This is a genomic window from Flavobacterium facile, assembly GCF_036321945.1.
GTDB classification, from domain to species: domain Bacteria; phylum Bacteroidota; class Bacteroidia; order Flavobacteriales; family Flavobacteriaceae; genus Flavobacterium; species Flavobacterium facile.
Genome location: NZ_JAZAYT010000033.1, coordinates 130442 through 157441, shown reverse-complemented (window position 1 = coordinate 157441; position 27000 = coordinate 130442). Strand labels below are relative to the sequence as shown.

Annotated in this window: 22 protein-coding genes; 16 read left to right on the top strand and 6 right to left on the bottom strand. The window is 32.4% G+C overall.

What is annotated here, in order from left to right:
- The first annotated feature begins 16 nt into the window (after positions 1 to 16).
- Both UEQ13_RS09780 and UEQ13_RS09775 read left to right on the top strand, forming a co-directional pair.
- Complete coding sequence (locus UEQ13_RS09780) at positions 17 to 403, top strand: (deoxy)nucleoside triphosphate pyrophosphohydrolase (RefSeq protein ID WP_329806170.1); 387 nt, start codon at positions 17 to 19, stop codon at positions 401 to 403.
- A complete protein-coding gene (locus tag UEQ13_RS09775; protein WP_329806168.1) occupies positions 400 to 3540 on the top strand; it encodes a DEAD/DEAH box helicase in 3141 nt (1046 codons plus the stop codon). The genes UEQ13_RS09780 and UEQ13_RS09775 overlap by 4 nt, the downstream gene beginning before the upstream one ends.
- A 51-nt stretch (positions 3541 to 3591) precedes the next feature.
- On the opposite strand, the gene UEQ13_RS09770 is transcribed toward UEQ13_RS09775, so the two are convergent.
- The 3 genes from UEQ13_RS09770 to UEQ13_RS09760 all read right to left on the bottom strand — a co-directional run bounded on the left by UEQ13_RS09770 (position 3592) and on the right by UEQ13_RS09760 (position 5419).
- Entirely contained in the window at positions 3592 to 4089 is a 498-nt protein-coding gene (locus tag UEQ13_RS09770; protein WP_329806167.1) for a hypothetical protein, read from the bottom strand.
- Between the two features lie 12 nt (positions 4090 to 4101).
- Complete coding sequence (locus UEQ13_RS09765; RefSeq protein ID WP_329806166.1) at positions 4102 to 4560, bottom strand: RNA methyltransferase; 459 nt, start codon at positions 4558 to 4560, stop codon at positions 4102 to 4104.
- Positions 4561 to 4741: 181 nt separating this feature from the next.
- A complete protein-coding gene (locus UEQ13_RS09760) occupies positions 4742 to 5419 on the bottom strand; it encodes a Crp/Fnr family transcriptional regulator (RefSeq protein ID WP_329806165.1) in 678 nt (225 codons plus the stop codon).
- Positions 5420 to 5529: 110 nt separating this feature from the next.
- Between UEQ13_RS09760 and UEQ13_RS09755 the strand changes: the two genes are divergently transcribed.
- From UEQ13_RS09755 to UEQ13_RS09725, 7 genes are all read left to right on the top strand, one after another.
- Positions 5530 to 7917 (top strand): heavy metal translocating P-type ATPase, encoded by a 2388-nt coding sequence (locus UEQ13_RS09755; protein ID WP_329806164.1) that lies wholly within the window; start codon positions 5530 to 5532, stop codon positions 7915 to 7917.
- A gap of 171 nt (positions 7918 to 8088) precedes the next feature.
- Positions 8089 to 8256, top strand: a complete 168-nt coding sequence (ccoS, locus tag UEQ13_RS09750) for a cbb3-type cytochrome oxidase assembly protein CcoS (RefSeq protein WP_329806163.1) — start codon at positions 8089 to 8091, stop codon at positions 8254 to 8256.
- A gap of 13 nt (positions 8257 to 8269) precedes the next feature.
- Positions 8270 to 10447, top strand: a complete 2178-nt coding sequence (ccoN, locus tag UEQ13_RS09745; RefSeq protein WP_329806162.1) for a cytochrome-c oxidase, cbb3-type subunit I — start codon at positions 8270 to 8272, stop codon at positions 10445 to 10447.
- A gap of 187 nt (positions 10448 to 10634) precedes the next feature.
- The gene (locus UEQ13_RS09740; protein WP_329806161.1) at positions 10635 to 11570 is read left to right on the top strand and encodes a cbb3-type cytochrome c oxidase N-terminal domain-containing protein; all 936 of its coding nucleotides are present in this window, start codon (positions 10635 to 10637) and stop codon (positions 11568 to 11570) included.
- A gap of 71 nt (positions 11571 to 11641) precedes the next feature.
- Positions 11642 to 13063 (top strand): cytochrome c oxidase accessory protein CcoG, encoded by a 1422-nt coding sequence (gene ccoG / locus UEQ13_RS09735; protein ID WP_329806160.1) that lies wholly within the window; start codon positions 11642 to 11644, stop codon positions 13061 to 13063.
- Positions 13064 to 13075: 12 nt separating this feature from the next.
- A complete protein-coding gene (locus UEQ13_RS09730; protein ID WP_329806159.1) occupies positions 13076 to 13522 on the top strand; it encodes a FixH family protein in 447 nt (148 codons plus the stop codon).
- Between the two features lie 119 nt (positions 13523 to 13641).
- Complete coding sequence (locus UEQ13_RS09725; RefSeq protein WP_329806158.1) at positions 13642 to 14343, top strand: sulfite exporter TauE/SafE family protein; 702 nt, start codon at positions 13642 to 13644, stop codon at positions 14341 to 14343.
- A gap of 568 nt (positions 14344 to 14911) precedes the next feature.
- On the opposite strand, the gene hemN is transcribed toward UEQ13_RS09725, so the two are convergent.
- Positions 14912 to 16273: an oxygen-independent coproporphyrinogen III oxidase gene (gene hemN, locus UEQ13_RS09720; RefSeq protein WP_329806157.1), complete on the bottom strand. Its 1362-nt coding sequence runs from the start codon at positions 16271 to 16273 to the stop codon at positions 14912 to 14914.
- A 217-nt stretch (positions 16274 to 16490) separates the two neighbouring features.
- On the opposite strand from hemN, the gene UEQ13_RS09715 reads away from it, so the two are divergent.
- The gene (locus UEQ13_RS09715; protein ID WP_329806156.1) at positions 16491 to 17405 is read left to right on the top strand and encodes a DUF4349 domain-containing protein; all 915 of its coding nucleotides are present in this window, start codon (positions 16491 to 16493) and stop codon (positions 17403 to 17405) included.
- 151 nt (positions 17406 to 17556) lie between these two features.
- On the opposite strand, the gene UEQ13_RS09710 is transcribed toward UEQ13_RS09715, so the two are convergent.
- Entirely contained in the window at positions 17557 to 19233 is a 1677-nt protein-coding gene (locus tag UEQ13_RS09710) for an amino acid permease (protein ID WP_329806155.1), read from the bottom strand.
- 182 nt (positions 19234 to 19415) lie between these two features.
- On the opposite strand from UEQ13_RS09710, the gene katG reads away from it, so the two are divergent.
- From katG to UEQ13_RS09680, 6 genes are all read left to right on the top strand, one after another.
- Positions 19416 to 21611, top strand: coding sequence for a catalase/peroxidase HPI (gene katG, locus UEQ13_RS09705; protein ID WP_329806154.1), 2196 nt, complete (start codon positions 19416 to 19418; stop codon positions 21609 to 21611).
- A gap of 336 nt (positions 21612 to 21947) precedes the next feature.
- Positions 21948 to 22583, top strand: coding sequence for a peroxiredoxin (locus tag UEQ13_RS09700; protein WP_166126281.1), 636 nt, complete (start codon positions 21948 to 21950; stop codon positions 22581 to 22583).
- Positions 22584 to 22738: 155 nt separating this feature from the next.
- A complete protein-coding gene (locus UEQ13_RS09695) occupies positions 22739 to 23047 on the top strand; it encodes a thioredoxin family protein (RefSeq protein ID WP_329806153.1) in 309 nt (102 codons plus the stop codon).
- Positions 23048 to 23133: 86 nt separating this feature from the next.
- A complete protein-coding gene (locus UEQ13_RS09690) occupies positions 23134 to 23391 on the top strand; it encodes a DUF6952 family protein (protein ID WP_329806152.1) in 258 nt (85 codons plus the stop codon).
- 122 nt (positions 23392 to 23513) lie between these two features.
- The gene (locus UEQ13_RS09685; protein ID WP_329806151.1) at positions 23514 to 23981 is read left to right on the top strand and encodes a hypothetical protein; all 468 of its coding nucleotides are present in this window, start codon (positions 23514 to 23516) and stop codon (positions 23979 to 23981) included.
- A gap of 143 nt (positions 23982 to 24124) precedes the next feature.
- Positions 24125 to 25846 (top strand): alpha/beta fold hydrolase, encoded by a 1722-nt coding sequence (locus UEQ13_RS09680; RefSeq protein WP_329806150.1) that lies wholly within the window; start codon positions 24125 to 24127, stop codon positions 25844 to 25846.
- Between the two features lie 71 nt (positions 25847 to 25917).
- Here the strand turns inward: UEQ13_RS09680 and arsB are convergent, their stop codons facing one another.
- The gene (arsB, locus tag UEQ13_RS09675) at positions 25918 to 26946 is read right to left on the bottom strand and encodes an ACR3 family arsenite efflux transporter (protein ID WP_329806149.1); all 1029 of its coding nucleotides are present in this window, start codon (positions 26944 to 26946) and stop codon (positions 25918 to 25920) included.
- Between the last annotated feature and the right edge of the window lie 54 nt (positions 26947 to 27000).

Sequence of the window (27000 nt, the reverse complement as noted above, 5' to 3'; positions counted from 1 at the left end):
AGAAAAAGCTCAAAAAATGATAAATGTCACTTGTGCAATAATTTATTTCAATGATAAAATTTTAGTCACTCAACGAAGCGAAAAAATGAAATTACCTTTGAAATGGGAATTTCCTGGAGGAAAACTAGAAGAAGATGAGAGTGAAATAGATTGTATAAAAAGAGAAATAAGAGAAGAAATAAACATTGAAATTAAAGTTTTAGAAAAATTATCAAATAGTATTTATGATTATGGAACTTTTAAAATTAATTTAATTCCTTTTATTTCAACCTATGTTTCGGGCGAAATTATTTTGTCTGAACATAGGGATTATAAAATAATTGACAAATCAGAATTATTAGGTTTAGATTGGGCGGAAGCTGATTTGCCAATTGTTGAAGAATTATTAAAATTTGAGCTATGAACCAAGGATTATACGAAGAATTAGTAACAAAACTAATTAACCATAAATTAAACGAATTAGATAAAGATACGTTTCAAGTAAAGAAAACTCCAATAGATAAAGCTGAAGCCGCTCTAATATTATCACAGCATATTGGTAAAACAATAAAACATGCTTTTACTTTAATCAAAGGCGATGATATTATAGAAACTCAAATTGAGATTGCTAACAAAATAATTTTATTTTTAAAAGAAGAATTAAAAAAAGAAGAATTCGAAGATGATTTAATTGAAACTGAAGGTAAAATTTTAAAAGCCGTTTTTACAAAAGTTGATTCACATTTTACTGATTTAGATTTACACTTAAAAGAGATTACACCTTATACTAGATTAATTCATAGTGAACTGTTTACAGGCGGAAATTCAGGAACAACATTAGAAAGTGAATTAAGAAAAGAAATATTATCTTCTGATAAAATAGACTTACTAGTTTCATTTATTAAGTGGAAAGGAATTAGGATTCTTGAACGTGAATTGAGAGACTTTACAGAAAGAGGTGGAAAACTTAGAGTAATAACTACCACTTACATTGGAGCAACCGATGCAAAAGCAGTTGAGTTTTTAGCATCTTTAAAAAATACAGAAGTAAAAGTTTCTTATAATACTGGAAATGAAAGACTTCATGCAAAAGCTTATTTATTTCAAAGAAATACAGGTTTTCATACAGGTTATATTGGATCATCAAATTTTTCTCGTTCAGCATTAACTGATGGTTTAGAGTGGAATTTAAAAATAACTACTAAAGAAGTTGGTCATATAATTGATAAATTCAAAAAAACTTTTGAAGCCTATTGGCAAAATTCTGAATTTGAATTATATGATAAAAATATTCATTCCGTAAAATTAGCAGACGCTTTAAAACAAGGGAAGTTTTCAAAAGAATATACTTTTACAACTTCTTATTTTGACATCAAACCCTTTCATTATCAAAATGAAATACTTGAAAAATTAGAAGTTGAAAGAATAGTTCACAATAGACATAAAAATCTTTTAGTCGCTGCAACAGGAACAGGAAAAACCGTTATTTCAGCTTTTGATTATAAAAATTTCAGGAAGAACAACAAATCTTCAAAATTGTTATTTGTTGCGCATAGAAAAGAAATTTTACAACAAGCACAAGCAACATTTAGAGGAGTTTTAAAAGATAATAACTTTGGCAATTTATGGGTTGATGGATTAGAACCTGGTTCGAATGAGTATGTTTTTGCATCAGTTCAAACTTTAAATAATAGACTTAAAGAAATTAAAATTTCGCCAGAATACTACGATTTCATTATCATTGACGAAGTCCATCATATTTCTGCATCAACTTACAGGCCTATATTAAATTATTTTCAACCAAAAGTATTGCTTGGACTAACAGCGACACCAGAAAGAATGGACGGTGAAAATATATTAGAAGATTTTTGCAATCGTATTGCTGCCGAAATAAGACTTCCTGAAGCATTAAATAAAAAATTGCTAAGTCCTTTTCAGTATTTTGGAATTACTGACAGTATCGATTTAAAAAAAGTAAGATGGGAAAAAGGAAAATATGTAGCAAGTGAATTAACAAGTTTGTATACTAAAAATGACATAAGAGTTGGTGAAATAATTTCTAATCTTCACAAATACACGAATGATATACATGATGTTCGTGCAATTGGATTTTGTGTAACAATTGAACATGCTACTTTTATGGCTGAAAAATTCAACTTGGCTGGTTTAAAAGCAGAATATTTGAGTTCGAAAAATTCAAATATGCGTGATGAAATCAGAGAAAAATTCAGAAAAAAAGAATTTAATTATTTATTCGTAGTTGATATTTTTAATGAAGGTGTTGATATTCCAGAAATAGATACGGTTTTGTTTTTAAGACCAACAGAAAGTTTAACCGTTTTTCTTCAACAATTAGGTCGTGGATTGCGTTTGGCTGAAGGAAAAGATTGTTTAACTGTCCTAGATTTTGTTGGAAATTCAAGACCAGAATATGATTTTGAAAGTAAATTTAGAGCTTTAATTGGAAAAACATCTACTTCTGTTCAAAAAGAAATTGAAGATGATTTTCCACATCTACCTTTAGGATGTTCAATTGTTTTAGAGAAAAAAACAAAAGAAACTATTCTTGAAAACATCAGAAAAGCTACAAATTTAAATATTAATCAGCTAATAACTAAAATAAGAAATTTTCAACATCAGACTACTCTACCATTAACTTTAACTAATTTTATTGAATTAAACCATATTTCAATAGAAACTATTTATAAAAAAGGAACTTGGTCAAGATTATGTCAATTAGCAGGTGTAATTGAAGATTTTGATAGTATAAATGAAAAACAAATTTTATCTGCTATTAGTAAAAAGTGGCTCTCAACAAGCTCTACTAGTTATTTTAATTTTATTTTAAAGATTGCTAAACAAAATTTCAATATAAAAATTAATGATTTTCATGAAAATGAAAAAATAATGTTGTTAATGCTACATTATGATGTTTGGCAAAACGCAGGAGGTTTTAATTCATTAGAAGAAAGCATCAATTCAATTGGTAAAAATAAAATATTGGTAACTGAAGTAATTGAAGTATTAGAACTTTTAATTGAAAGGGTTGATTTCAAAGAAATAGATATTCAATTGCCATACAAACAACCATTAAAAGTTCATGCCAGATATACAAGAGATCAAATCTTATCTGCTTTTGGATTAAGTACCTTTAATAGAAAATCACCAAGTCGTGAAGGTGTTGCTGAAAATGTAGATTTAAATACAGAATTACTTTTCATTAATTTAATTAAATCTGAGGAAAATTTTTCTCCAACAACTATGTATGACGATTATGCAATTAGCGAAACTTTGTTTCATTGGCAAAGTCAAAATTCTGCACGTCCTGACTATGGAAAAGGATTAACATACGTTAATCATCAAGAAAATGATAAAAAAATATTGCTTTTTGTTAGAGAAAAAGCAAATGATGAAAAAGGAAACACAATGGGCTATGTTTTTATAGGAGAAGGGAATTTCAAAGAAAATGAAGGTTCAAAACCTATGAATATCAAATGGGAATTAAATGAACCTTTGCCAAATTATTTATGGAATGAATCTGCAAAATTATCTATTGGATAGTTAAAAAAAACAAGCCGATTAAACTTCTTAATCGGCTCATTTATTTAAAACTTAGTCATCCTCCTCATCAGATTCGAAAGCATCAAAATCATCAAAGTTAATTGGGTCTTGGTAGTCATTTGGATTGGGTGGAATCGCACCTTTTGGATTAAACAATTCCCATTCGTCCCAAAAGTAATTAGTTGTATCAAAATTGGCTACCCAATCGATAAACAACAATCGAAATTCCTCAATTTCTTGTCGAATTAAAGGAATGTAATTTTTGTCTTTAAAATTGTCAAACATCCTCAAACTGCCCACTTGCACGTACAAATCCATAGCCGCTTTTCTAATCAAGGCCGCATTTTGCATTCTGATACTGTATAAATCACCACCTTCTGCACCTATGATTTTCGCACAAATTAGCATGGCGTCACTGGTCATAAAGTGTTTGGTATCGTTTAAATAGTCGTCGTCTTCTGGCAAAATAGCAACTAAACTTTCTACCAATTGAAAAATATGTTCGGCTTTTTTATAAATAGGTAAATTTTCTTCTCTTTGACTTCTCATCTCTAATCCGTTTTAAATCCTCGGCTTATTCAAACCTCTATCATATAAAACTATACTTCCAGCAATAGAAACATTTAAACTTTTCTCCGAATTAAATTTGACTAAATGATGGCATTTTTCCATGGCTTTCTTGGTCATACCATGATCCTCGGCACCTAATAAATACACACAACGTTGTGGATGATGAAAGGTTTCTAAATCCACCGCGGAATCGTCTAATTCCACACCAACTAATCGCGCACCTTTTGGTAAGTGTTCGTAAAAGGCTTCAAAAGTATCGTAATGAAAATACGGAATCATCTTTACGGCATTATGCGTATCGCAAGCTTGTTTGGCGTAACGTTTTCCAATGGTAAAAATAAAACTCGCTCCAAAATTTTGAGCCGTACGCCAAAGCATACCTAAATTTTCAGGAGTTTTACCGTTTTGTATGCCTATTCCAAAGTATTCGTTTATAAAATTATCGTTCATGTTTTGGGTGATAAGTACTTTTAACCGCAAAGTTCGCAAGGATTTTCGCAAAGTTCGCAAAGGTTTAAATTTCGTAAATTACACTTGTTTCTTTCTACTTTTTACTTGGCTCTTTTTACTTTTTACTTGGCTCTTTTTACTTTTTACTTGGCTCTTCTAAACCTAAAAGCTTTACAAAAAACTAAATTAATCGTTGCATTTCTTTTTTATTGGTAATCGTAATTTTTTTACCTTGTAAAGTAATAAATCCTTCTTTATTAAATTCTGATAATAATCTAATGCAACTTTCTGTAGCGGTTCCAATCATTCCAGCAATTTCTTCACGAGACAATTGAATTTTCAAACTGCCATCTTCGTGTATACCAAAGTCAGTTTCTAGTTTCAATAAAGTTTCTGCTAAACGTTGTTTTACGGTTTTTTGTGCCAAATTCACCATGTTATCATCGGCGTCTTTTAAATCACCACAAACCGATTTCATCATGTTTAAGGAAAACTGATTGTTCTCATTAAAAAACTGTAAAATTTCTTGTTTTGGAATATAACAAACCTGCATGTCTTCAATGGCAACGGCACTTAAATTAGTAGATTCTTCGCTAATTAACGAACGCTGACCCAACAATTCTCCTTTTTTAACCAATTTTACAATTTGGTCTTTTCCATTGTCACTAAGTTTCGACAATTTACAAACGCCATCTTTAATACAATAAATACCGTTTAAAGAATCGCCTTCATCAAAAATAGTCTCGCCTTTTTTAACGGTATAAGAAGTTTTACAATCTGCTATTCTAATTAATTCGTCCTTGTTTAATGCTTTTAAAGCACTAAACTCTCTTACTATACATTGTTCACATTTACCCATTTAGACAAAATTAATTGATGTTGGTACAAATTTACGAAATTGTATGACAAATATCATATTTTACTTATAAACAAAATTTAACCTTTGTTCTAGGTAAAATGAGCATTATTATGGATATTAAAAATTGTTTTCATTGTGGTAAAGAACATACCGCAAAGGAGGAAATACAATTTGACGCAAAATCATTCTGTTGTGTAGGATGCAAAACAGTGTATGAAATTTTTAGTCAAAACGATTTAACGTGTTATTACGATTTTCAATCGGCTCCAGGAGCAACACCATTAGAAATTAAAGGCAAATATGATTTTTTAGATGATGAGAAAATTCAATCCAAATTATTGGAATTTCAAGAAAATGCAACACACATTGTTTCCTTGTACATACCACATATTCACTGTAGCTCATGTATTTGGATTCTGGAAAATTTACAGAAACTTCAAAAGGGAATAAGCACTTCGCAAGTTAATTTTACGCAGAAAAAAGTCAGAATTACGTATAATGCGGAAATTACTTCACTTAAAGAAATTGTGTATTTATTATCTTCAATTGGGTACGAACCGTATATCAGTTTAGAAAATTACGAAACCGGCAAAAAAGAAATCGACAGAAGTTTAATTTACAAACTTGGAATTGCCTTTTTCTGTTTCGGAAACATCATGCTTTTATCGTTTCCAGAATATTTTGAAGTGGACGAATTTTGGATCAACAAATACCGAAATTTCTTTAGAACTTTAATCTTCTTTTTATCGTTACCCTCGTTTTTATATTCGGCAAGCGGCTATTATATTTCTGCTTATAAAAGTATCAAATCGAAAATGTTAAACATTGATATTCCTATTGCTTTAGGAATTATTGTGATGTTTGTACGAAGTGTGATTGATATTACTTTCGATTACGGACAAGGATTTTTCGACAGCTTAACAGGTTTAGTTTTCTTCATGTTATTAGGGAAATTATTCCAACAAAAAACGTACGATTTCTTATCTTTTGAACGCGATTATAAATCGTATTTTCCAATTGCAGTAACCAAAATTAATCCAGAAGGAAACGAAGAACCTTGTCAGATTTACGACATTAAAAAAGGCGACCGATTAATCATTCGTAACCAAGAATTAATTCCAGTAGATGGGATTCTAATTTCCCCAAAAACGTCTTTAGATTATAGTTTTGTAACAGGTGAAGCCATTCCTATTGAGAAAAAATCGGGAGATAAAGTCTACGCAGGTGGAAAACAAATGGGCGGAATTATTGAAATGGAAGTCTTATTTTCGGTTTCACAAAGTTATTTAACCCAATTGTGGAGCAACGACGTTTTCCAGAAGAAAATAGATCAAAAACACAAATCGATTACAGATAAAGTCAGTCAGTACTTCACTCCTGCTCTATTGTTATTAGCTTTTGGTTCCCTTATTTTTTGGTTGTTTATTGATGCGTATGTAGCTTTTAATGTATTCACAGCGGTGTTAATTGTAGCTTGTCCGTGTGCCTTGGCTTTAACTGCACCTTTTACTTTAGGAAATGTGTTGCGAATTATGGGTAGCCATAAATTGTACCTCAAAAACGCCCAAGTTATTGAACAAATGGCCAAAGTAGATACGATAGTTTTTGATAAAACAGGTACGATTACTTCTTCGTTAAAATCGAACATTGAATATGTGGGTGAAACGTTAACTCAAATTGAATTTGCAAAAATTAAAAGCATTGTTAGAAATTCAAATCATCCGTTAAGTCGAAAATTATACGAATTCTTACCACAATCTCAATTAGCAGAAATTGCAACTTATGAAGAAATTGTAGGTAAAGGCATGTTGGCCACCATTGAAAACGTGTCTTATAAAATTGGTTCGTTACACTTATTAGAAAAACAAGAAGATTCGGAACAAGATAAAAGCACAAAAGTACATATCGAAATAAACCAAGTGTATAAAGGGTATTTTGTATTCAACCACCAATATAGAGAAGGTTTACACGATTTGTTTTACCAACTAAATTCAAAAAATTATCAAACGATTGTGCTTTCTGGAGATAATGATGGAGAAAAGTCGTATCTTGAAACAGTTTTACCAGAAGCTACACTATTAGTTTTCAATCAGAAACCTGAACAAAAACTACAATATATTGAAGCACTTCAAAAAGAAGGTAAAAATGTAATGATGGTTGGCGATGGTTTAAACGATGCTGGAGCCTTAGCACAAAGTAACATTGGAATTGCACTTTCAGAAAATGTAAATGTATTTTCTCCTGCTTGTGATGGTATTATGGATGCGTCGCAATTTCAAAAACTATTCCATTATATCCAGTATTCTAAAAATGCGATGAAAACAATCTATATGAGTTTTGGTTTGTCTTTATTATACAATGCGGTCGGATTAACTTTTGCCTTAACTGGTGAACTTTCTCCTTTATTTGCCGCGATTATTATGCCCATGAGCGCTATTACAATTGTGAGTTTCGTAACCATATTGAGTAAGTTTTATGGGAAGAGAATTAAGGGATAAGGCAGAAGGCAGAAGTGAAAAGGGACAAGTAAGTTGTTTGAGAAATTTTAGTTCAAACTTCAATCTTCCAGCTTCCAACTTCCAGCTTTAAAAAAAATAAATCCAATACATGACAAATGTCATATTTATTGAAGCAGCACTAATCTAACTTTGTTTAAAACTTATAGAGGTATGAGTATCATATATTTTCTTATAACCATTAGCATTTTAATTGCCATTGTGTTCTTAATTACATTCATTTTAGCCGTAAGAAACGGACAATTTGATGATGATTATACACCTTCTGTGCGTATGCTATTTGACGATGAATTGAAAAAAACTAAAACTAAAACTAAATAAATAATCAGTAATTATGGAAATGCAACAATTTCGTTATGATAATAAAATCGTTCGTAATTTTATTTATGCATCACTACTTTTTGGAGTAGTAGGAATGTCGGTAGGATTGCTTGTAGCGTTCTTTTATCTTTTTCCAAACTTAACAGACGGAATTCCGTGGTTAAGTTATGGTAGACTAAGACCTTTACACACCAATGCAGTAATTTTTGCTTTCGTTGGAAATGCAGTTTTTGCAGGAGTGTATTACTCTTTACAACGTTTACTAAAAGCCAGAATGTATAGCGACTTTTTAAGTCAAGTGAACTTCTGGGGATGGCAACTTATTATTTTAGGTGCCGCTATCACCCTACCAATGGGAATTACCACTTCAAAAGAATATGCCGAATTAGAATGGCCTTTTGATATTGCTATTGCTTTAGTTTGGGTAGCGTTTGGTATCAACATGATTGGAACGATTATTAAAAGAAGAGAACGCCATATTTATGTTGCGATTTGGTTTTACATTGCCACTTTTGTTGCCGTAGCCTTATTACATATTGTAAACAGTATTGCGATTCCGGTTTCTTTAACAAAAAGTTATTCAGTATATGCTGGAGTACAAGATGCCTTAGTACAGTGGTGGTACGGACATAATGCCGTTGCGTTTTTCTTAACTACGCCATTCTTAGGTTTGATGTATTATTTCTTACCAAAAGCAGCAAACAGACCCGTATATTCTTATAGATTATCAATTATCCACTTTTGGTCGTTAATTTTCTTATACATCTGGGCAGGACCTCATCACTTATTGTATTCAACATTACCAGATTGGGCACAAAACTTAGGAGTAGTATTCTCAATTATGCTAATCGCTCCATCTTGGGGAGGTATGATTAATGGTTTATTAACTTTAAGAGGTGCTTGGGACAAAGTAAGAACGGATGCCGTTTTAAAATTCTTCGTAGTGGGGGTTACAGGATACGGAATGGCCACTTTTGAAGGACCAATGTTATCTCTTAAAAATGTAAATGCAATTGCGCACTTTACAGACTGGATCGTTGCTCACGTTCACGTTGGAGCTTTAGCATGGAATGGTTTCATGACTTTCGGTATGATTTATTGGATCATCCCACGTATTACGAAAACAAAATTATATTCTGAAAAATTAGCCAATTTGCATTTCTGGATTGGAACATTAGGTATCATTTTATATGCTTTACCAATGTATGTAGCTGGTTTTGTACAATCATTAATGTGGAAACAATTTAATGAAGACGGAACGTTAGTTTACGGTCAATTTATGGATACAGTAGTTGAAATTATGCCGATGTATGCTATGCGTACGGTTGGAGGAATTTTATACTTAGCCGGAGTTTTAGTTGGAGTATATAACGTAATCAAAACCGTAAAACAAGGTTCACCAGTTGCAGATGAAGAAGCAGAAGCAGCAGCCTTACCAGTTATCGCGTCAAGCCGATTAAGAAATGAAAAAGTACACGCTTGGTTAGAACGTAAACCAGTTCAATTTACCATATTAACTGTTTTAGCGGTTTCTATTGGAGGTTTAATTCAAATTGTTCCGATGTTAATTGTAAAATCTAATATCGCAACTATTACAAGTGTAAAACCATACAAGCCATTAGAATTAGAAGGAAGAGATTTATATATCCGTGAAGGTTGTAACAACTGTCACTCACAATTGGTTCGTCCGTTTAGAAGTGAAGTAAAACGTTACGGAGAATATTCTAAATCTGGAGAATATGTTTACGATCATCCACATTTATGGGGTTCAAAAAGAACAGGTCCAGATTTAATGAGAGTTGGTGGAAAATATCCTCACAGTTGGCACTTTAGTCACATGTGGAATCCGCAAGCGACTACAACAGGTTCTATCATGCCAGCGTACAAATGGATGTTTGATAATAAGAAAATGAAACATGACGACATTCAGAAAAAAATGAGTGTGATGAAAATTTTAGGAGTTCCGTATACAGATAAAGATATCGCCAATGCCTTTACAAGTATCGAAAAACAAGCGCTTGAAATTGAAAAAGGTTTAGAAACAGATCCAAATTTCTCTAAATCATATGCAGCAAGTAAAGAAAAAGCAAAACTTACAGGTGAAAAATTTGTTCAAATGAAAGACAGAGAAATCGTAGCCTTAATTGCTTACTTACAACGTTTAGGAACTGATATTAAAGTTAAAAAATAAGAAGATGTTAAAATTTGTCAAACACAATATGGAAGGTATTAATGGGGTAGAAATTTACCCTATAATATCTCTAGTAATTTTCTTTATCATATTTGTTTCTTATATGATTTATGCATTATCATACAGCAAAGAACAAGTGAAAATTATGAGTGAATTACCTTTTAACGATAACTAAAAATTCAAGATAATGAGAAAATATATTCCAGTATACGTTAGGTTTCCATTTTTTTATGCAATGGTTTTTGCTTTAACAGAATACTTTATTGATTCTGGTGACAGACCCGCTTTTGTAAAATATCCGATTGTACCCATAATTCATATATTATTAATATTTATATTTATTACAGTTGAAGTAATTCTTAATGCCGTTGATAATGTTTCGTATCAATTACTAACAGAAGAAGCTAAAGAAAAATTTGATATTGAAAATGCAAAACCATTTACTCAAACTGAGTTTTACAAAAAATGGATGTTCAAAGTTTCGGCCTTAACACCAATTGAAAACGAAAAAAATATTGAATTAGAACACGATTATGATGGTATTAAAGAATTAGATAACGGTTTACCACCATGGTTTACAGGGTTGTTTTATGCTACAATTGTATTTGCTTTAGTGTATTTAGTTCGTTTCCATATTGTTGGAGATTATACACAAGCTGAAGAATATGTGATTGAAAATACTTTAGCAGAGAAAAAAGTAGAAGAATACAACAAAACGGCACCTGATTTAATGAATAAAGAAAAAGTTACATTATTAACTGATGCTGCAGCTGTTGCGGAAGGAAAAGCTATTTTCACAACTAATTGTGTCTTATGTCATAAAGCTGATGGTGGTGGTGCGATTGGACCCAACTTAACAGATCAAAATTGGATTTTAGGTGGCGGAATTAAAAATTTATTCAACACAATTACCGAAGGTGGCCGTCCAGGAAAAGGAATGGTAGCGTGGAAAGAAAGTTTAAAACCTACTGAAATTCAAAAAGTGGCGAGTTATGTATTATCTCTTCAAGGAACAAAACCTGCAGGTGGAAAAGCACCAGAAGGTGATGTTTGGAAAGAAGAGGGTGCTGCAAAACCAACTACAGCTGATGTAGCCGTTACTGATACCATAGCAAAAAAATAAATAACAACAGTTTGGTTGTGATATCATTACACCCAAATTTGTTCCAGCAGAAATGCTAAATATAAAATGTGATGTCAAATATAGAAGACGATAGTTTCAGAGATTCCATCGGAACCATAAACGAAAAAGGAAAAAGAAAATTCATTTTTCCTAAAAAACCTCAGGGTAAGTTTTATGAGAGAAGAAAATTAGTAAGTTATGTTTTATTACTTCTTTTATTATCAAGTCCGTTTATAAAAATAAATGGCAATCAGTTCTTATTATTTAATGTTTTAGATCGCAGATTCAATATTTTCGGAATGCCCTTTTGGCCACAAGACTTTTATTTAGTGGTGGTTTTAATGATTACAGGAGTGGTTGGTTTAACTTTATTCACCGTAGCATTTGGTCGTGTCTTCTGTGGTTGGTTCTGTCCGCAAACTATTTTTATGGAAATGGTTTTCAGACGAATTGAGTACTGGATAGATGGCGATAGAGGTGCACAAATAAAATTAGACAACCAAGAATGGAATGCGGAAAAAATAAGAAAACGCGCCCTGAAATGGACGGTGTTTTTAATCATTTCATTTGTCATTGCGAATGTATTCTTAGCCTATTTAGTAGGAAGTGACACGTTAGAAGCCATGATTATCGAAGGTCCGTTAAGTAACGTGAAAACCTTAATCGTGTTGTCCATTTTTACAGGTATTTTCTATTTCGTATTCACCTGGTTTAGAGAACAAGTTTGTATTATCGCTTGTCCTTACGGAAGATTGCAAGGTGTTTTGCTAGACAACAAATCTATTGTTGTGGCTTACGATTATGTTCGTGGAGAAAACGAAAACGGAAGAGCCAAAATTAAAAAAAATGAAGACCGACAAGCGTTGAAATTCGGTGATTGTATCGATTGCCATCAATGTGTAAATGTTTGTCCAACCGGAATTGATATTCGTCACGGTACGCAATTAGAATGTACGAATTGCACCGCATGTATGGACGAATGCGATTTAATGATGGAAAAAGTAAACTTGCCAAAAGGGTTAATTCGCTATGCTAGTGAAGTGGAAATTACCAAAAAGGAAAAGTTCCAACTTTCTACCAGAATGAAAGGGTATATTGCGGTTTTAGTCATCTTAACCACAGTAATGATTTCTATGATTTTATTACGAACAGAAGTCGATACCAAAATATTACGATTATCAGGTCAGTTGTATGAAGAAAAAGGGAAAAACATCAGTAATGTGTACACGTATCGAATTATTAATAAAACGAACGATAATTTAAAAAACATCACGTTTAAGTTAATCAATCCGAAGCAAGGAACGCTGAAATTAGTTGGAAATCCTACCCTTCACGTGGAAAAAGCAAGCGCAGCAACAGGAACTTTATTTGTTGAAATTCCTAGTGTTTTGTTAGAAACCGACAATACAAAAATAAATATAGAAGTGCATCAAGGTGATAAAGTGATTCAAACCATCTCTACAAATTTCCTTGGTCCAAGAACGTTTAATTAAAAATTTACAAAAATGAAATTCAATTGGGGAACAGGAGTAGTCATAGGTTTTGGAAGTTTTATGACTTTTATACTATTTTTTGTGTTTTTAGTACAATCGAACTCAAAATACGATAACGAATTAGTCGCTGACGATTACTACAAACAAGAAAGTAAAGTGCAAAGTGATATTGAAAGTCAAACCCTTTCTAACGCTTTAAAAACGAAATTAAAAATTGAAAAAACAGCCGAAGGCTTACAAATTGTTTTCCCTGCTGATATCGATTATAAAAAAATAAATGGAACTATTTCCCTATACAGACCGTCAAACCAAAAGTTGGATTTTGAAACGAAAATTTCTTTATCAAGTCCAATAATGCTCATACCTAAACATAAATTGGTGGGCGGTCTTTGGGAAATATCTATCAACTGGAAAGTGGATGAGTTGGCTTATCTAAACAAAGAAACGGTCTATTTTTGATTTACGATTTGGGATTTACGTTTTACGATTTGATTTCTTAAAGACTTCGACAAGCTCAGTCTGACATTAGGATACACTATTTACTTTTCACTAATTACTAATCACTATTCACTAAAACAATGCTTTATTCTGCACTTCTTTTCGGATTAATAAGTAGTTTGCACTGCGTAGGTATGTGCGGGCCAATTGCTTTGATGATTCCTGTGGATAAAGACAATGCCGTGAAAAAATGGTTGCAAATTAGTACTTATCAAATAGGTAGAGTAACCGCTTATACTTCATTAGGAGTGATTTTTGGATTTTTAGGAGCTGGATTTTTCTTAGCCGGATTCCAACAACAATTATCCATTGCAGTAGGTGTAATGATGATCTTAATTGCCATACTTCCTGAGAAGAAATTAGCACAGTACAATTTCTCCAAACCGATTTATAAAATAATTTCTAATGTCAAAACCCAATTAGGACTCCAATTCAAAAAGAAAAGCTACAAATCGTTGTTTTTAATTGGTTTGTTCAATGGGTATTTACCTTGCGGAATGGTGTATGTGGCACTGTTCGGAGCCATGGCTATGAACAATGTCTTTTTAGGAAGTTTATATATGACTTTATTCGGATTAGGTACGATTCCTTTAATGATGGTTTTGGTGAATTTCTTAAAAACCACTCAGTTTTCTTATTATTCTCAATTTCAAAAAATAATTCCCATACTGATTATTTGTATTGGAATTCTATTTGTTTTGAGAGGTTTCGGATTAAATATTCCTTATATATCTCCAAGTACGATGCATTTGCATATTCAGTCGGAAGTAAATTGCCATTAATTTGTTGCCACAAAGACGCGAAGTTTTTTTCTTGCAACAAAGACACAAAGGCACAAAGTTTTTTTTGCACGCAGATTGAAAAGATTAAAAGGATTTTGGATTGCGTATAGTTTGTCGTCCTGAAAGTATCTCACGCATTCCACTTCTACAATCTTACCCTCAAACTTGTCATGCTGAAAGCATCTCACGCAAACTACTTCCTCAATGTTTAACCAAAAAGTACTTAACGTAAATCCCAAATCGTAAATCCCAAATTATTAACCACATAGTTTTATGTTGGATTGCGGATAAAGACGCTTCGCTCAAAATAGTTCACTTAAGTTGGGTACGCGGATGTAGCGGATTGTTTTTTATGTTGGATTGTGGTGAGGGATTATCGCGGATTTATTCCCCTCTTCTAGAGGGGTGCCCGTAGGGCGGGGTGTTTTATTTACAATTTACTTCTACAATCTTACCCTCAAACTTGTCATCCTGAAAGGATCTCACGCAAACCACTTCCGCAATGTTTAACCATAAAGAACTTCCCGTAAATCCCAAATCGTAAATCCCAAATCGTAAATCGTAAATATTAAATCGTCATAGAAAACAATTCCGTTTGTGGCGCAGCTCTTTTCAATCTTAAATCGAAAGCCATACAAATGTTTCTTACATACGCTTTTCCTAAATCGGTAACCGTAAGTTTTTTATCTTGAATGATTAATAAACCGTCTTGTTGCATTTCTTCCAGACTTTCTAAAACCTCATATATTTCTGGAAAAAATAAAGAATCTGAATCCCAAGAAGTTTCAAAATGACACATTAAATTTAAAATGTGTTGACGGATAATTAAATCTTCTTCAGTTAAATGATGCCCTCTGAAAACGGGTAATTTATTCGCATTAATTTTTACATAATACGCATCTAAAGATTTTTCATTCTGAGCAAAACTATTCCAACTATCGCTAATGGAAGAAACACCTAAACCAATCATTACATCCGTTTTGGAAGCGGTGTAACCCATGAAATTTCTGTGTAAGGTTTTGTTGTTAAAAGCCAAATACATTTCATCTGTTGGTAAGGCAAAATGGTCCATTCCAATTTCTAAATAACCGATTTCTAAAAGCATTTTCTTTCCTAATTCGTACAGTTGTCGTTTGGCATCGCTTTGAGGAATATCTTCATCGTTAAAACCACGTTGCCCATTTCCTTTTAACCAAGGCACGTGTGCATAACTGTAAAACGAAATTCTGTCAGGTAAAAGTGAATTGGTTTTTAAAATAGTATCTTCTACATCTTCTAATGTCTGAAATGGCAATCCGTAAATTAAATCGTGACCAATAGAAGTATAACCAACTTCTTTCGCTAATAAAGTCACTTTCGAAACATTATGAAACGATTGCATTCTGTGAATGGCTTCTTGCACTTTCGGACTATAATCTTGCACACCAAAACTCACTCTTCTAAAACCTAAATTATATAAGGTTTGTAAATGTTCTTTTGTAGTATTGTTGGGATGTCCTTCAAAACTGAAGATATGATTTTCTGCTTTATTTGCGGTTTCGAAAATGCCATTAATTAATAAAGTCAAATTTTCTGTAGAGAAGAATGTCGGCGTTCCACCACCTAAATGGATTTCTTTAATATTCGGTTTTCTAGAAAACAAATTGCAATACATACGCCATTCTTTAATCACAGCTTGAATGTAAGGCAATTCCACTTCATGACGCTTGGTAATTCGTTTGTTACAACCACAAAATGTACACAAACTTTCGCAAAAAGGTAAGTGAATATACAAACTAATTCCGTCGGTTTGATTGCTCACTTTAAAGGTTTCTTTTACATCCTGTATCCATTGTTGTTCGGTGAATTTTTCTTCATTCCAAAACGGAACTGTTGGGTAACTGGTGTAACGAGGTCCAGGAACATTATATTTTTGAATTAAAGACGTCATAACTTTAGAATTTATGTCAAAATTATATCGTTTCGTAGAATTAAATTATGATAATTGTCATACGAAGATTTTTTTTCTTTAGCACTACTCTATTTTTGGCTACAAAAATTTTTGGCACAGTTTTTAGTAAGTAAATTCATATCACCTAATCATAAAAATTTGTTAATGGCGCACAATTACTTTTTACTTATTAACCAACCATTAAACACAAATTATTATGAACAGAAAATTCAAAACTGGAGGCGCAATCCTGCTTCTAACTTTAGCAATCGCTTGTAGCAAAAAAGCAGAAGAAAACATTACAAAAATGGATTTAGAAGCTGTTGTAGATAGCAGTTCAGTCGCTGACGACATGAGTTCCTCCGCAGCAGTGGAAGACAAAAATTCCAAACGAAAATTTATTAGAACCGCCGATGCTCGTTTTAAAGTGAAAGATGTTGCGCAATCGACCTACAAAATTGAGAATGTAACTAAGAATTGTGGTGGATTTGTAACGCTTTCCGAATTAAGAAGTTCGATTACAGAAAACGATGAAACTCAAGTTAGTCAAGATAGTTTATTGAAAACAACACGTTACGAAGTGAACAACACCATGTCTTTACGTGTACCAAATGTAAAATTAGACACACTATTGAGAAGTTTAGCCAAAGAAGTTCAGTTTTTAGATTATCGTGTCATTAAAGCGGACGATGTGAATTTACAACTCTTAGCCAACGAATTATCTCAAAAAAGAAATGTCAATACTTCAAAAAGATTAGAAACGGCTATCGATAAAAAAGGGAATAAACTAAAAGAAATTAATGAAGCTGAAGCGAATTTAGCCTCGAAAAAAGAAAATTCAGATTCGTCATATATCAATAACTTATCGTTAAAAGATCAAGTGAATTTTTCAACTGTAACATTAGAATTATACCAAAACGAACAACTAAAATACGAATTGGTAGCCAACGAAAAAAACATAAATGCTTACCGACCAAATTTAGGTTTACAAATTTGGGAAAGCATCAAAACAGGCTGGTTTGTTTTTGAAGGAATTGTGGCGTTTTTAGTCCAACTTTGGCCAATAGTTTTCTTCGGATTTTTAGCTTGGTTAGGATTCAAAAAATGGAAAACGATTAAGAAAATCGCTTAAATTTATACCATAAAAAAAGGTTGTCTAAAAACAAAACTGTCTTTCTGAATTTATTTCAGAATCTCAAAAAAACTAATTTTAGTATTAATAAGAATCTGAAACAAGTTCAGATTGACAGAATAATAGTCTTTCAGACAACCTTTAACTTATTTTAACCTTCTACCTCAGCATTCAATTTACTATTTTTATAACTGAAAGTAAAATAAATGACCAATCCAATTACCAACCAAACTCCAAACCACATCCAGTTAGAAACCGCCATTCCTGTTAGTAAATAACAACAAGAAATTAAGCCTAATAATGGAATTAAAGATAAGTTTTTAGTGAAAGACACAAATGTCATTACGATACAAACGATTAAGAAAACTAACATTGGAATATTTGTCGCTAATTTTTCACCTGTAGAAAAATCAAACACATTCGTAAAGAAATCTGGCACATATCTTAAAATTAAAACTACAGCTGCTACAACAAGAACTGGGAAAATAAATTTAGAATTCACATACGGAATTCTGAATTTTCCTTTGGTTTCACGTTCTGCAATTTCTTCTTCACTTTGTGGAGAAAGCATTAAAACACCACCACAAACCAACACGAATGCAAATAAAGTTCCGATACTTGTAAAATCTAATACGAAGTTTTCATCTGTAAAGAAGATTGGAATTCCAACCACTAAACCAGTTACAAGCGTTGCGTAACTTGGTGTTTTATATTTCGGGTGAATTCTAGAAAAACGTTTCGGCATTAAACCATCACGACTCATAGTCATCCAAATTCTAGGCTGTCCCATTTGGAATACTAATAAAACGCTTGTCATCGCTACAACTGCAGCAATCGAAACCACAAATAACATCCATTTCACACCTTTTAATGCGAAAATTTCAGCTAAAGGATCACTAACTCCAAGCAATTCATAAGAAACCATACCAGTGATTACTAAAGCTAAAACGATAAAAACGACCGTACAAATTACTAACGAATAAATCATTCCTTTTGGTAAATCGCGTTGTGGATTTTTACTTTCCTCTGCCAAAGTAGAAACGGCATCAAAACCAATATAAGCAAAGAATACCGCAGAAACTCCGCCCATTACTCCACTAAAACCATTTGGCATAAACGGCGTCCAATTGTCAATATCTACATAAAAAGCACCAACAATAATTACTAAAGCAATAATCGCTAACTTAATATAAACCATTACATTACTAAAATTCTTTGATTCTTTTGTACCTCTATAAACTAAATACGTAATTAAAATATTAATCACCACGGCTGGCAAATCGAAAATCACTTTCAAATTTCCTAACATCGGTGCATTTTGCCAAGCGGCTAAACCTTCATCACCTTTACTTGCTAAAAAAGCCGCATGAGCCGATTTGTAATTTATAGTCAACCATTCTGGTAAATGTATTCCGAAAGTTTCTAACAAATTGGTAAAATAACCACTCCATGAAAAAGCAATATAAATGTTACCAATAGAATATTCCATAATTAAGGCCCAACCAATTATCCAAGCAAAAAGTTCTCCGAAAGAAACATAAGCATACGTGTAAGCACTACCAGAAACAGGCACACGAGAAGCAAATTCTGCATAACACATCGCTGTAAATCCACAAGCAATAGCACACATTATATATAAAAGTACAACTGCAGGTCCACCAGAAAAACAAGCATTTCCGATAGCACTAAAAGTACCACCACCGATAATGGCAGCTATTCCAAAAAATGTTAAATCTTTTACCGTCAATACCTTAGTTAAGCCAGAATGTTCTCCATCTCCACCTTGTTTTAATATCGTTGCTATCGATTTTTTTCTGAAAATATTCATTTTTTTAGTAATTTTGGTTAGGAAGGCAAATATATAATTAAAATTGAAATTGCTTTCAGTTATTAAAATTAAATTGCGATAATCTAAAACTATCATAAAATAAATTTATATAATTAAAATTTATTTATTACTTTAGTTTAAACTTTACTTTTGTGAGAGAAATAATCAAAAAACAAGATACTATGGAACACAACACAAATTCAAACGGAGGAAAATGTCCTTTTTCAGGAGGTTCAGTAAATCAATCCACTGACAATGCAACTAAAAATCAAGATTGGTGGCCAAAATCACTAAACCTAGATATACTTCATCAACACGATAAAAAAACGAATCCTTTAGGCGAAACATTTAATTATGCCGAAGAATTCAAAAAATTAGATTTACAAGCTGTAAAAGATGACTTAAAAGCTTTTATGACAGACAGCCAAGATTGGTGGCCAGCAGATTATGGTCATTATGGTGGATTGATGATTCGTATGGCTTGGCACTCAGCTGGAACGTATAGAATTGCTGATGGTCGTGGTGGAGCTGGAACGGGTAACCTTCGATTTGCTCCTTTAAATAGTTGGCCTGATAATGGAAATTTAGATAAAGCCAGACGATTATTATGGCCAATCAAAAAGAAATATGGAAATAAAATTTCTTGGGCCGATTTAATGATTTTAGCCGGAACGATGGCATATGAATCGATGGGATTAAAAGTTTTCGGATTTGCAGGAGGTCGTGAAGACATTTGGCATCCAGAAAAAGATATTTATTGGGGAGCTGAAAAAGAATGGTTAGCTAAATCGGGAAGCCAAGGAACAAGATATTCTGGAGAAAGAGATTTAGAAAATCCATTAGCTGCTGTGATGATGGGATTAATTTATGTCAACCCAGAAGGTGTTGACGGACAATCAGATCCTTTAAAAACTGCTCATGATGTTCGTATTACATTTGCAAGAATGGCCATGAACGATGAAGAAACAGTGGCATTAACTGCTGGTGGGCATACAGTTGGAAAAGCACACGGAAATGGTGATGCTTCTATTTTAGGAAAAGAACCTGAAGCTGGCGAAATTGAAAATCAAGGTTTTGGTTGGTTAAATCCAAAAGGAAACGGAAATGGTCCTGACACGGTAACTAGTGGACTTGAAGGCGCTTGGACTACTCACCCAACTCGTTGGGATAACGAATATTTCAATTTGTTATTAAATTACGATTGGGAATTAAAGAAAAGTCCGGCAGGCGCTTCGCAATGGGAACCAATAAACATGAAAGAAGAAGACAAACCTGTTGATGCATTCAATCCGTCAGTAAAAAGAAATCCAATCATGACAGATGCTGATATGGCTTTAAAAATGGATCCAGCTTACCGAGTAATTTCGGAACGTTTTCATAATGACCAAGCTTATTTCTCAGAAGTTTTCGCAAGAGCATGGTTCAAATTGACACACAGAGATTTAGGTCCAAAAGACAGATATTTAGGTGCAGATGTTCCTGCTGAAAATTTAATTTGGCAAGATCCAGTTCCGAAAGTAGATTACACATTATCTGATGCGGAAGTTGAAGAATTAAAAGAAAAATTATTAAATAGTGGTTTATCAAGAGCGGAATTAATTAACACGGCTTGGGATAGCGCCAGAACTTTTAGAGGTTCCGACTTCAGAGGTGGTGCAAATGGAGCAAGAATTCGTTTACAACCTCAAAGAAGTTGGGTTGCCAACGAACCAGAAAGACTTCAAAAAGTTTTAACTAAACTTGAAGAAATTCAAGCAGGTTTAAGTAAAAAAGTAAGTATTGCCGATTTAATCGTACTTGGTGGAAGTGCAGCTGTAGAAAAAGCAGCTCAAGATGGCGGTTTCAATGTAAAAGTTCCTTTCCATGCTGGACGAGGTGACGCTTCACAAGAAATGACAGATGTAGAATCTTTTGAAGTTTTAGAACCAACAAACGATGCTTTCCGAAATTTTATGAAAGATAAATATGTAGTGCAACCAGAAGAATTAATGTTAGATAAAACACAACTTCTTGGATTGAATGCAGCTGAAATGACAGTTTTACTTGGCGGAATGCGTGTTTTGGGAACCAATTATGGTGGAACACAGCATGGTGTTTTCACTAATAAAGAAGGTGTTTTAAGTAATGATTTCTTTGTAAATCTAACAGATATGAATTACAGTTGGAAACCAGCTGGCGACAATCTTTACAATATTGTAGATAAAAAATCGGGTGCAACAAAATGGACGGCAACAAGAGTTGATTTAGTTTTTGGTTCGAATTCTGTTTTAAGAGCGTACGCCGAAATTTATGCTCAAGACGACAACAAAGAAAAATTTGTAAAAGATTTTATCTCAGTTTGGACAAAAGTGATGAATTTAGGGAGATTTGATATCTAAAATAATTTTAACATTAGCCACGAATTATCGAATTTGACGTTGTGAATATTTCATTTAATTCGAATTTCATCGTAGTTGAACAAATTTTAATCTAGTAACTCTTTTTAATTTGTGAATTCCTGGCTAAAAAAATCAAATTTACATTATATAAACAACTTATTTTAAAGGCGATTTGTTTCCAAATCGCCTTTTTTATTTCCATAAAAACAAAAGAAAATTTCATCATAAGCATATCCTATTATCTAATAAGAAATTACAATAAATTCCCCTTGAAAAACTGATAATAATACCTAATTTTGCATCAGAAATAAAAACAATAAAATAAATAAAAAAATTATGGCATTAGTAGGAAAACAATTCCCGAACATTACCGTTGACGCAATCTCAGAAATGGGTGACAACTTAAGAATTAACGTTTTAGAAGAAGCTACAAAAAACAACAAAAAAGTACTTTTATTTTGGTATCCAAAAGACTTTACATTTGTTTGTCCAACTGAATTACACGCTTTTCAAGCCGCTTTACCAGAATTTGAAAAAAGAAACACTATTGTAATTGGTGCTTCTTGCGATACTAACGAAGTACACTTTGCTTGGTTAAACACTGCAAAAAATAATGGTGGAATTGAAGGTGTAACTTATCCTTTAATTGCTGATACAACTCGTAATTTATCTGCTGCTTTAGATATTTTAGATGCAGAATGGGTTTATAATGAAGAATTAAACGATGAAATTTTAGAAGGTTCAAATGTTACTTTCCGTGCAACGTATTTAATTGACGAAACAGGTAAAATTTTCCACGAAAGTGTTAACGATATGCCATTAGGTAGAAACGTAAACGAATACTTACGTATGGTTGATGCTTACACGCATATCCAAACCAAAGGTGAAGTTTGTCCTGCAAACTGGGAAGCTGGTAAAGAAGCAATGAACGCTGATAGATTAAGTACTGCTGCGTATTTAAGCCAAAACTAAAATAATAAGACAATTCTCAATGTGTCAATTAGTCAATTTAATTGGCACATTGTTTTTTAACTTCAAAGTGACGATAAATTTATTTCAAGTTTAACATTTCAAGTTTATAACAACGGAACTTGAAACCAGAAACCTGAAACTTTAAACAAAAAAACATGTTCTTAGAATTAGAAAAAGATAATTTAGCAGAAGTAATTGCTTCAAACGAAGTAGTTTTAGTACAATTTTCAGCCTCTTGGTGTGGAAATTGCCGAATTATGAAACCAAAATTCAAAAAAATGGCTTCAGAAAATGAAAACGTTCCTTTTTTAATCGTAGATGCTGAACTATATCCAGAATCAAGAAAATTAGCTAACGTAGACAATTTACCAACGTTCGCTGCTTTTAAAAATGGCGTTTTAGTAAACCAAACACAAACCAACAAAGCAGAAGTTTTAGCGGAATTAGTAGCTGAAGTATTGTAAAAATATGGTTTCAAGTTTCAGGTTTCAAGTTTATGACTTGTAGAACCTCAGCAACTTGAAACTTCAAACCTGAAACAAAACAAAACATGAAATTACCCGTAATAAAACACCTTAACCAATTTATAGAAGAAAACGATGCGGATTATTTAGTGGAAACCATTGCCGTTTTAGAACATCTTTGCGAATTAGAATCTTTAAAAGAGGAAGAATTAGATGTGATAGCCGAATTAATTTCCAATATGTATGGCGCCATTGAAATCAACAAAATGGTCAAAGAAGGTAAAGACAAAAAAACAGCCCTAAACGATTTTATGAAACGCGTTTTAGGTGCGATTGATAAATAACAGAAACTCTCAAGAAATTGAGAGTTTTTTTTGTAGTAATTTTCAGAAAAAATAATATATTTGAGAAGTTGTACTAAATAATTAATACATAAAAGATAGTAACAATTTATAAAACCAATCCTATGAAAAAACTCTTATTCTTATTTGTACTTTTTTCTCAATATGGCATTGCACAAAACCCAAAACCATTTGTAACTTGTAGTAAAAAAATCTCATACACTGTTGATGATTTGAACTTACGAAAAAAAGTTGGAATGGATTTAGCCTTTCCACTTTCGAATCCTACTTATTTTGGAGGTGAAGAAGCCTTAAAAAAATATTTTTTAACCAATCCACTTAATACTTCGAAAACTTTCAGAACTTTAATTGGTTTCGCCGTAAATTGTAAAGGTCAACTTGGTAACTTTATAATCGCAAGTAATGGCGAAGGAGAAATGCTAACTTTATCTGAACAAGTTTTAGAAATCGTAAAAAAAATGCCCCGAAAATGGAAACCAGCAACCTCAGCAGATGGTAAACCAGTTGATTCTTATCAGGTTATTCAATTCATGATTGAAAACGGTAAATTTAGAGATGTGAATTATAAATAAAACACAATTTAAACTCCCAACCAAACCCTTTATTTTACTAAAAAATATGCGATACGTAAACTTATTGTTAATAATTTAACAAAAAAAAGTTAAATATTAAATGTATTTATTTATATTGCCATACTAATTTAGTATGTATGCATATGAAAAAAACTACTTTATTGACATTATTTTCACTTTTTTCAATTACTATTGGTGTTGCACAAGACATAATTTATAAAACAAGACCATCAGAATTTGAATATCAAGAAATTAGAAACGATACTATTTTTCCATTAAAATCTGTTAATCAGAATAATAAAACGGGTTTCGAAAGTAAAAACCCTTATCCTATTCTTTTCATTCATGGATTAAATTCAAGTTCAACTACTTGGGATGCCTCTACTGCTTATTTTGATACGCAATACGGATATACTTTTGGTGGAAGATTTGATTTTTGCTTAAATGCCGATGGAAATAACGGAACAGCAAATTTAAATATATTTCCAACAGCTGGAGCCGATATTGCTGCTTTTGAAACTACAATGATCAATGGCGATTATTATACTTTAAATTTCAACGTGAATACTGATGGTTCGATTGGAACTGCTGCTTTAAGCAATCAATCAGCTATTTACAAACAAGGAATTGCGGTTAAAAAAGCTATCGAAAGAATCATGCAATTAACAGGGAAAAACAAAGTGATTTTAGTTGGCCACAGTATGGGCGGCTTGGCTTCTCGTCAATATTTACAAAACTCCAATTATTGGCAACCTGATAACGCACATCACGTAGCAAAACTATTAACTTTAGGAACTCCACATGGTGGAAGTAATGCCAGCGACTCTGGTTTGGGTTGGTTCGCAGGAATCGATACCAAAAGTGAAGCGATTAGAGATTTAAAAATATCGTATTATTATAGTGGAGATGCTGGTCGTTTTTTATCTGGTGGATTAGAAGTGAACAATTCTAGTAATATGAACGAACATCTTTTTGGTGCCGATTTCTATAATTACGATGTGAATTGTAGTGGAGCAATTGGTGATAATATCGTTGGTTTAAATCAAAAACCCATTGATAATCTAATTGATTTTTCAAGTGTAATTGGAAGGATTACTGGCGGAACTACAGATGGAGTTGTAGCTGAACCACAATCTATTATGGACACCTATTACACGAGTTTAACGTATCCAACAAAATTTTTCTATTTTAATTCGGCTTTCGATTTCATTGAAAATCATACTGAATTACCAGGATATTATTATGAAATCATGCAAGGTTTAGACGAACCAAACTTTAAAGAATTGGCTTATAATGTCAACACTAATAAAATTTACAATGGTTTTACAACTTTACAATCTAACCCTGTAAACGCAGATCAAGACTTTTATAAATTCACTATTTCTGGCGGAACGATGACTGCAAATGTAGATATCACTTCTATCACAACAAGTGCGATGAATGCTTCTATTTTAGATAATAGTGGCGCTTTAATTGACTCTGCGGTAACTAATTCTGGAAACACCCTTTCGTTTGTAAGAACTTTAACCCCTGGAGATTATTTCTTAAAAATTGTAAGTACAACTCCAACAAATACAAATTATCAAACACCATATAATTTCGTAATTAACACCACTTTAGGAACTTCTGAAAATGAAATTAATAAAGTCTCATTTTATCCAAATCCAGTAAAAGACATTTTGTATATAGATAATATTACTGCTTCAAAAGCTACAATTTATTCGTTATTAGGACAACAATTAGAGGTAAAAGACATTGATACTTCTTCTTCTACAATTGACATGTCGAAATACGCAAAAGGAATTTATCTAATTACATTAGAAAACGAGAATCAAACGCAAACCATTAAAGTTATAAAAGAATAATTGAATATGTTTTTTACAAAAAATCCCGCTAAAAACGGGATTTTTTTATTTATGTAAGTTCTTTAAAAAGATTAAAAAAACTTTTTCTTCAACCAAAACGCAACGTTTACTAAAATTATCAAAGCTGGAACTTCTACTAAAGGTCCAATCACACCTGCAAACGCTTGTCCGCTATTGATTCCGAAAACGCCTATAGAAACGGCAATGGCTAATTCAAAATTATTTCCTGCAGCGGTAAACGACAACGCAACAGCATCTCTGTAATTGGCACCAATTTTCTTCGACACAAAGAACATCAAGAAAAACATAATAGCAAAGAAAATCACTAATGGAATGGCAATTCGAACTACATCTAAAGGTAAATCTACAATCATTTCTCCTTTTAAACTGAACATGACTACAATCGTAAAAAGCAAAGCAATTAATGTGATTGGAGAAACGAAAGGAATAAATTGCTGATTGAAAAACTTCTCTCCCAAATATTTTTTTATTGCGAATCGACTCACAACAGCCAAAGCAAACGGAATGCCTAAATAAATTCCAACGGTTTTTGCAATTTCAGAAATCGTAATATTCAATTCTAAACTTTTAATTCCGAATAACGGCAACATGATTTTCAAATAAAAATAAGCATACAAACTAAAGAAAAACACTTGCAACAAACTGTTAATCCCAATTAAACCTGCAGTTAATTCGCGGTTTCCTTCGGCTAATTCGTTCCAAACAATTACCATAGCAATACACGGCGCAATTCCGATAATAATTAAACCCGTCATGTATTCTGGATAGTCTTTTAAGAAAAAGGTTGCCAATAAAAACATTAAAAAAGGTCCGAAAATCCAAGTAATGAAAAACGAAGCAGTTAATAACTTTGGTTTTTCAAACATTTGTGGCACTTTTGAAAAATCGATTTTGGTCAATGGTGGATACATCATCAAAATCAATCCAATGGCTAACGGAATATTTGTCGTACCAGAAGAAAATGAATTAATAAAATCAGCTGAATTTGGTATAAAATAACCAATCGCAACACCAATTAACATCGCTAAAAATATCCAAAGCGTTAAAAAACGGTCTAAAAATCCTAATCTTTTTTTCATATGTAAATATTTATTGTTTTTTAAAGGTCATATGGTATCGCTTTATTTCATTGG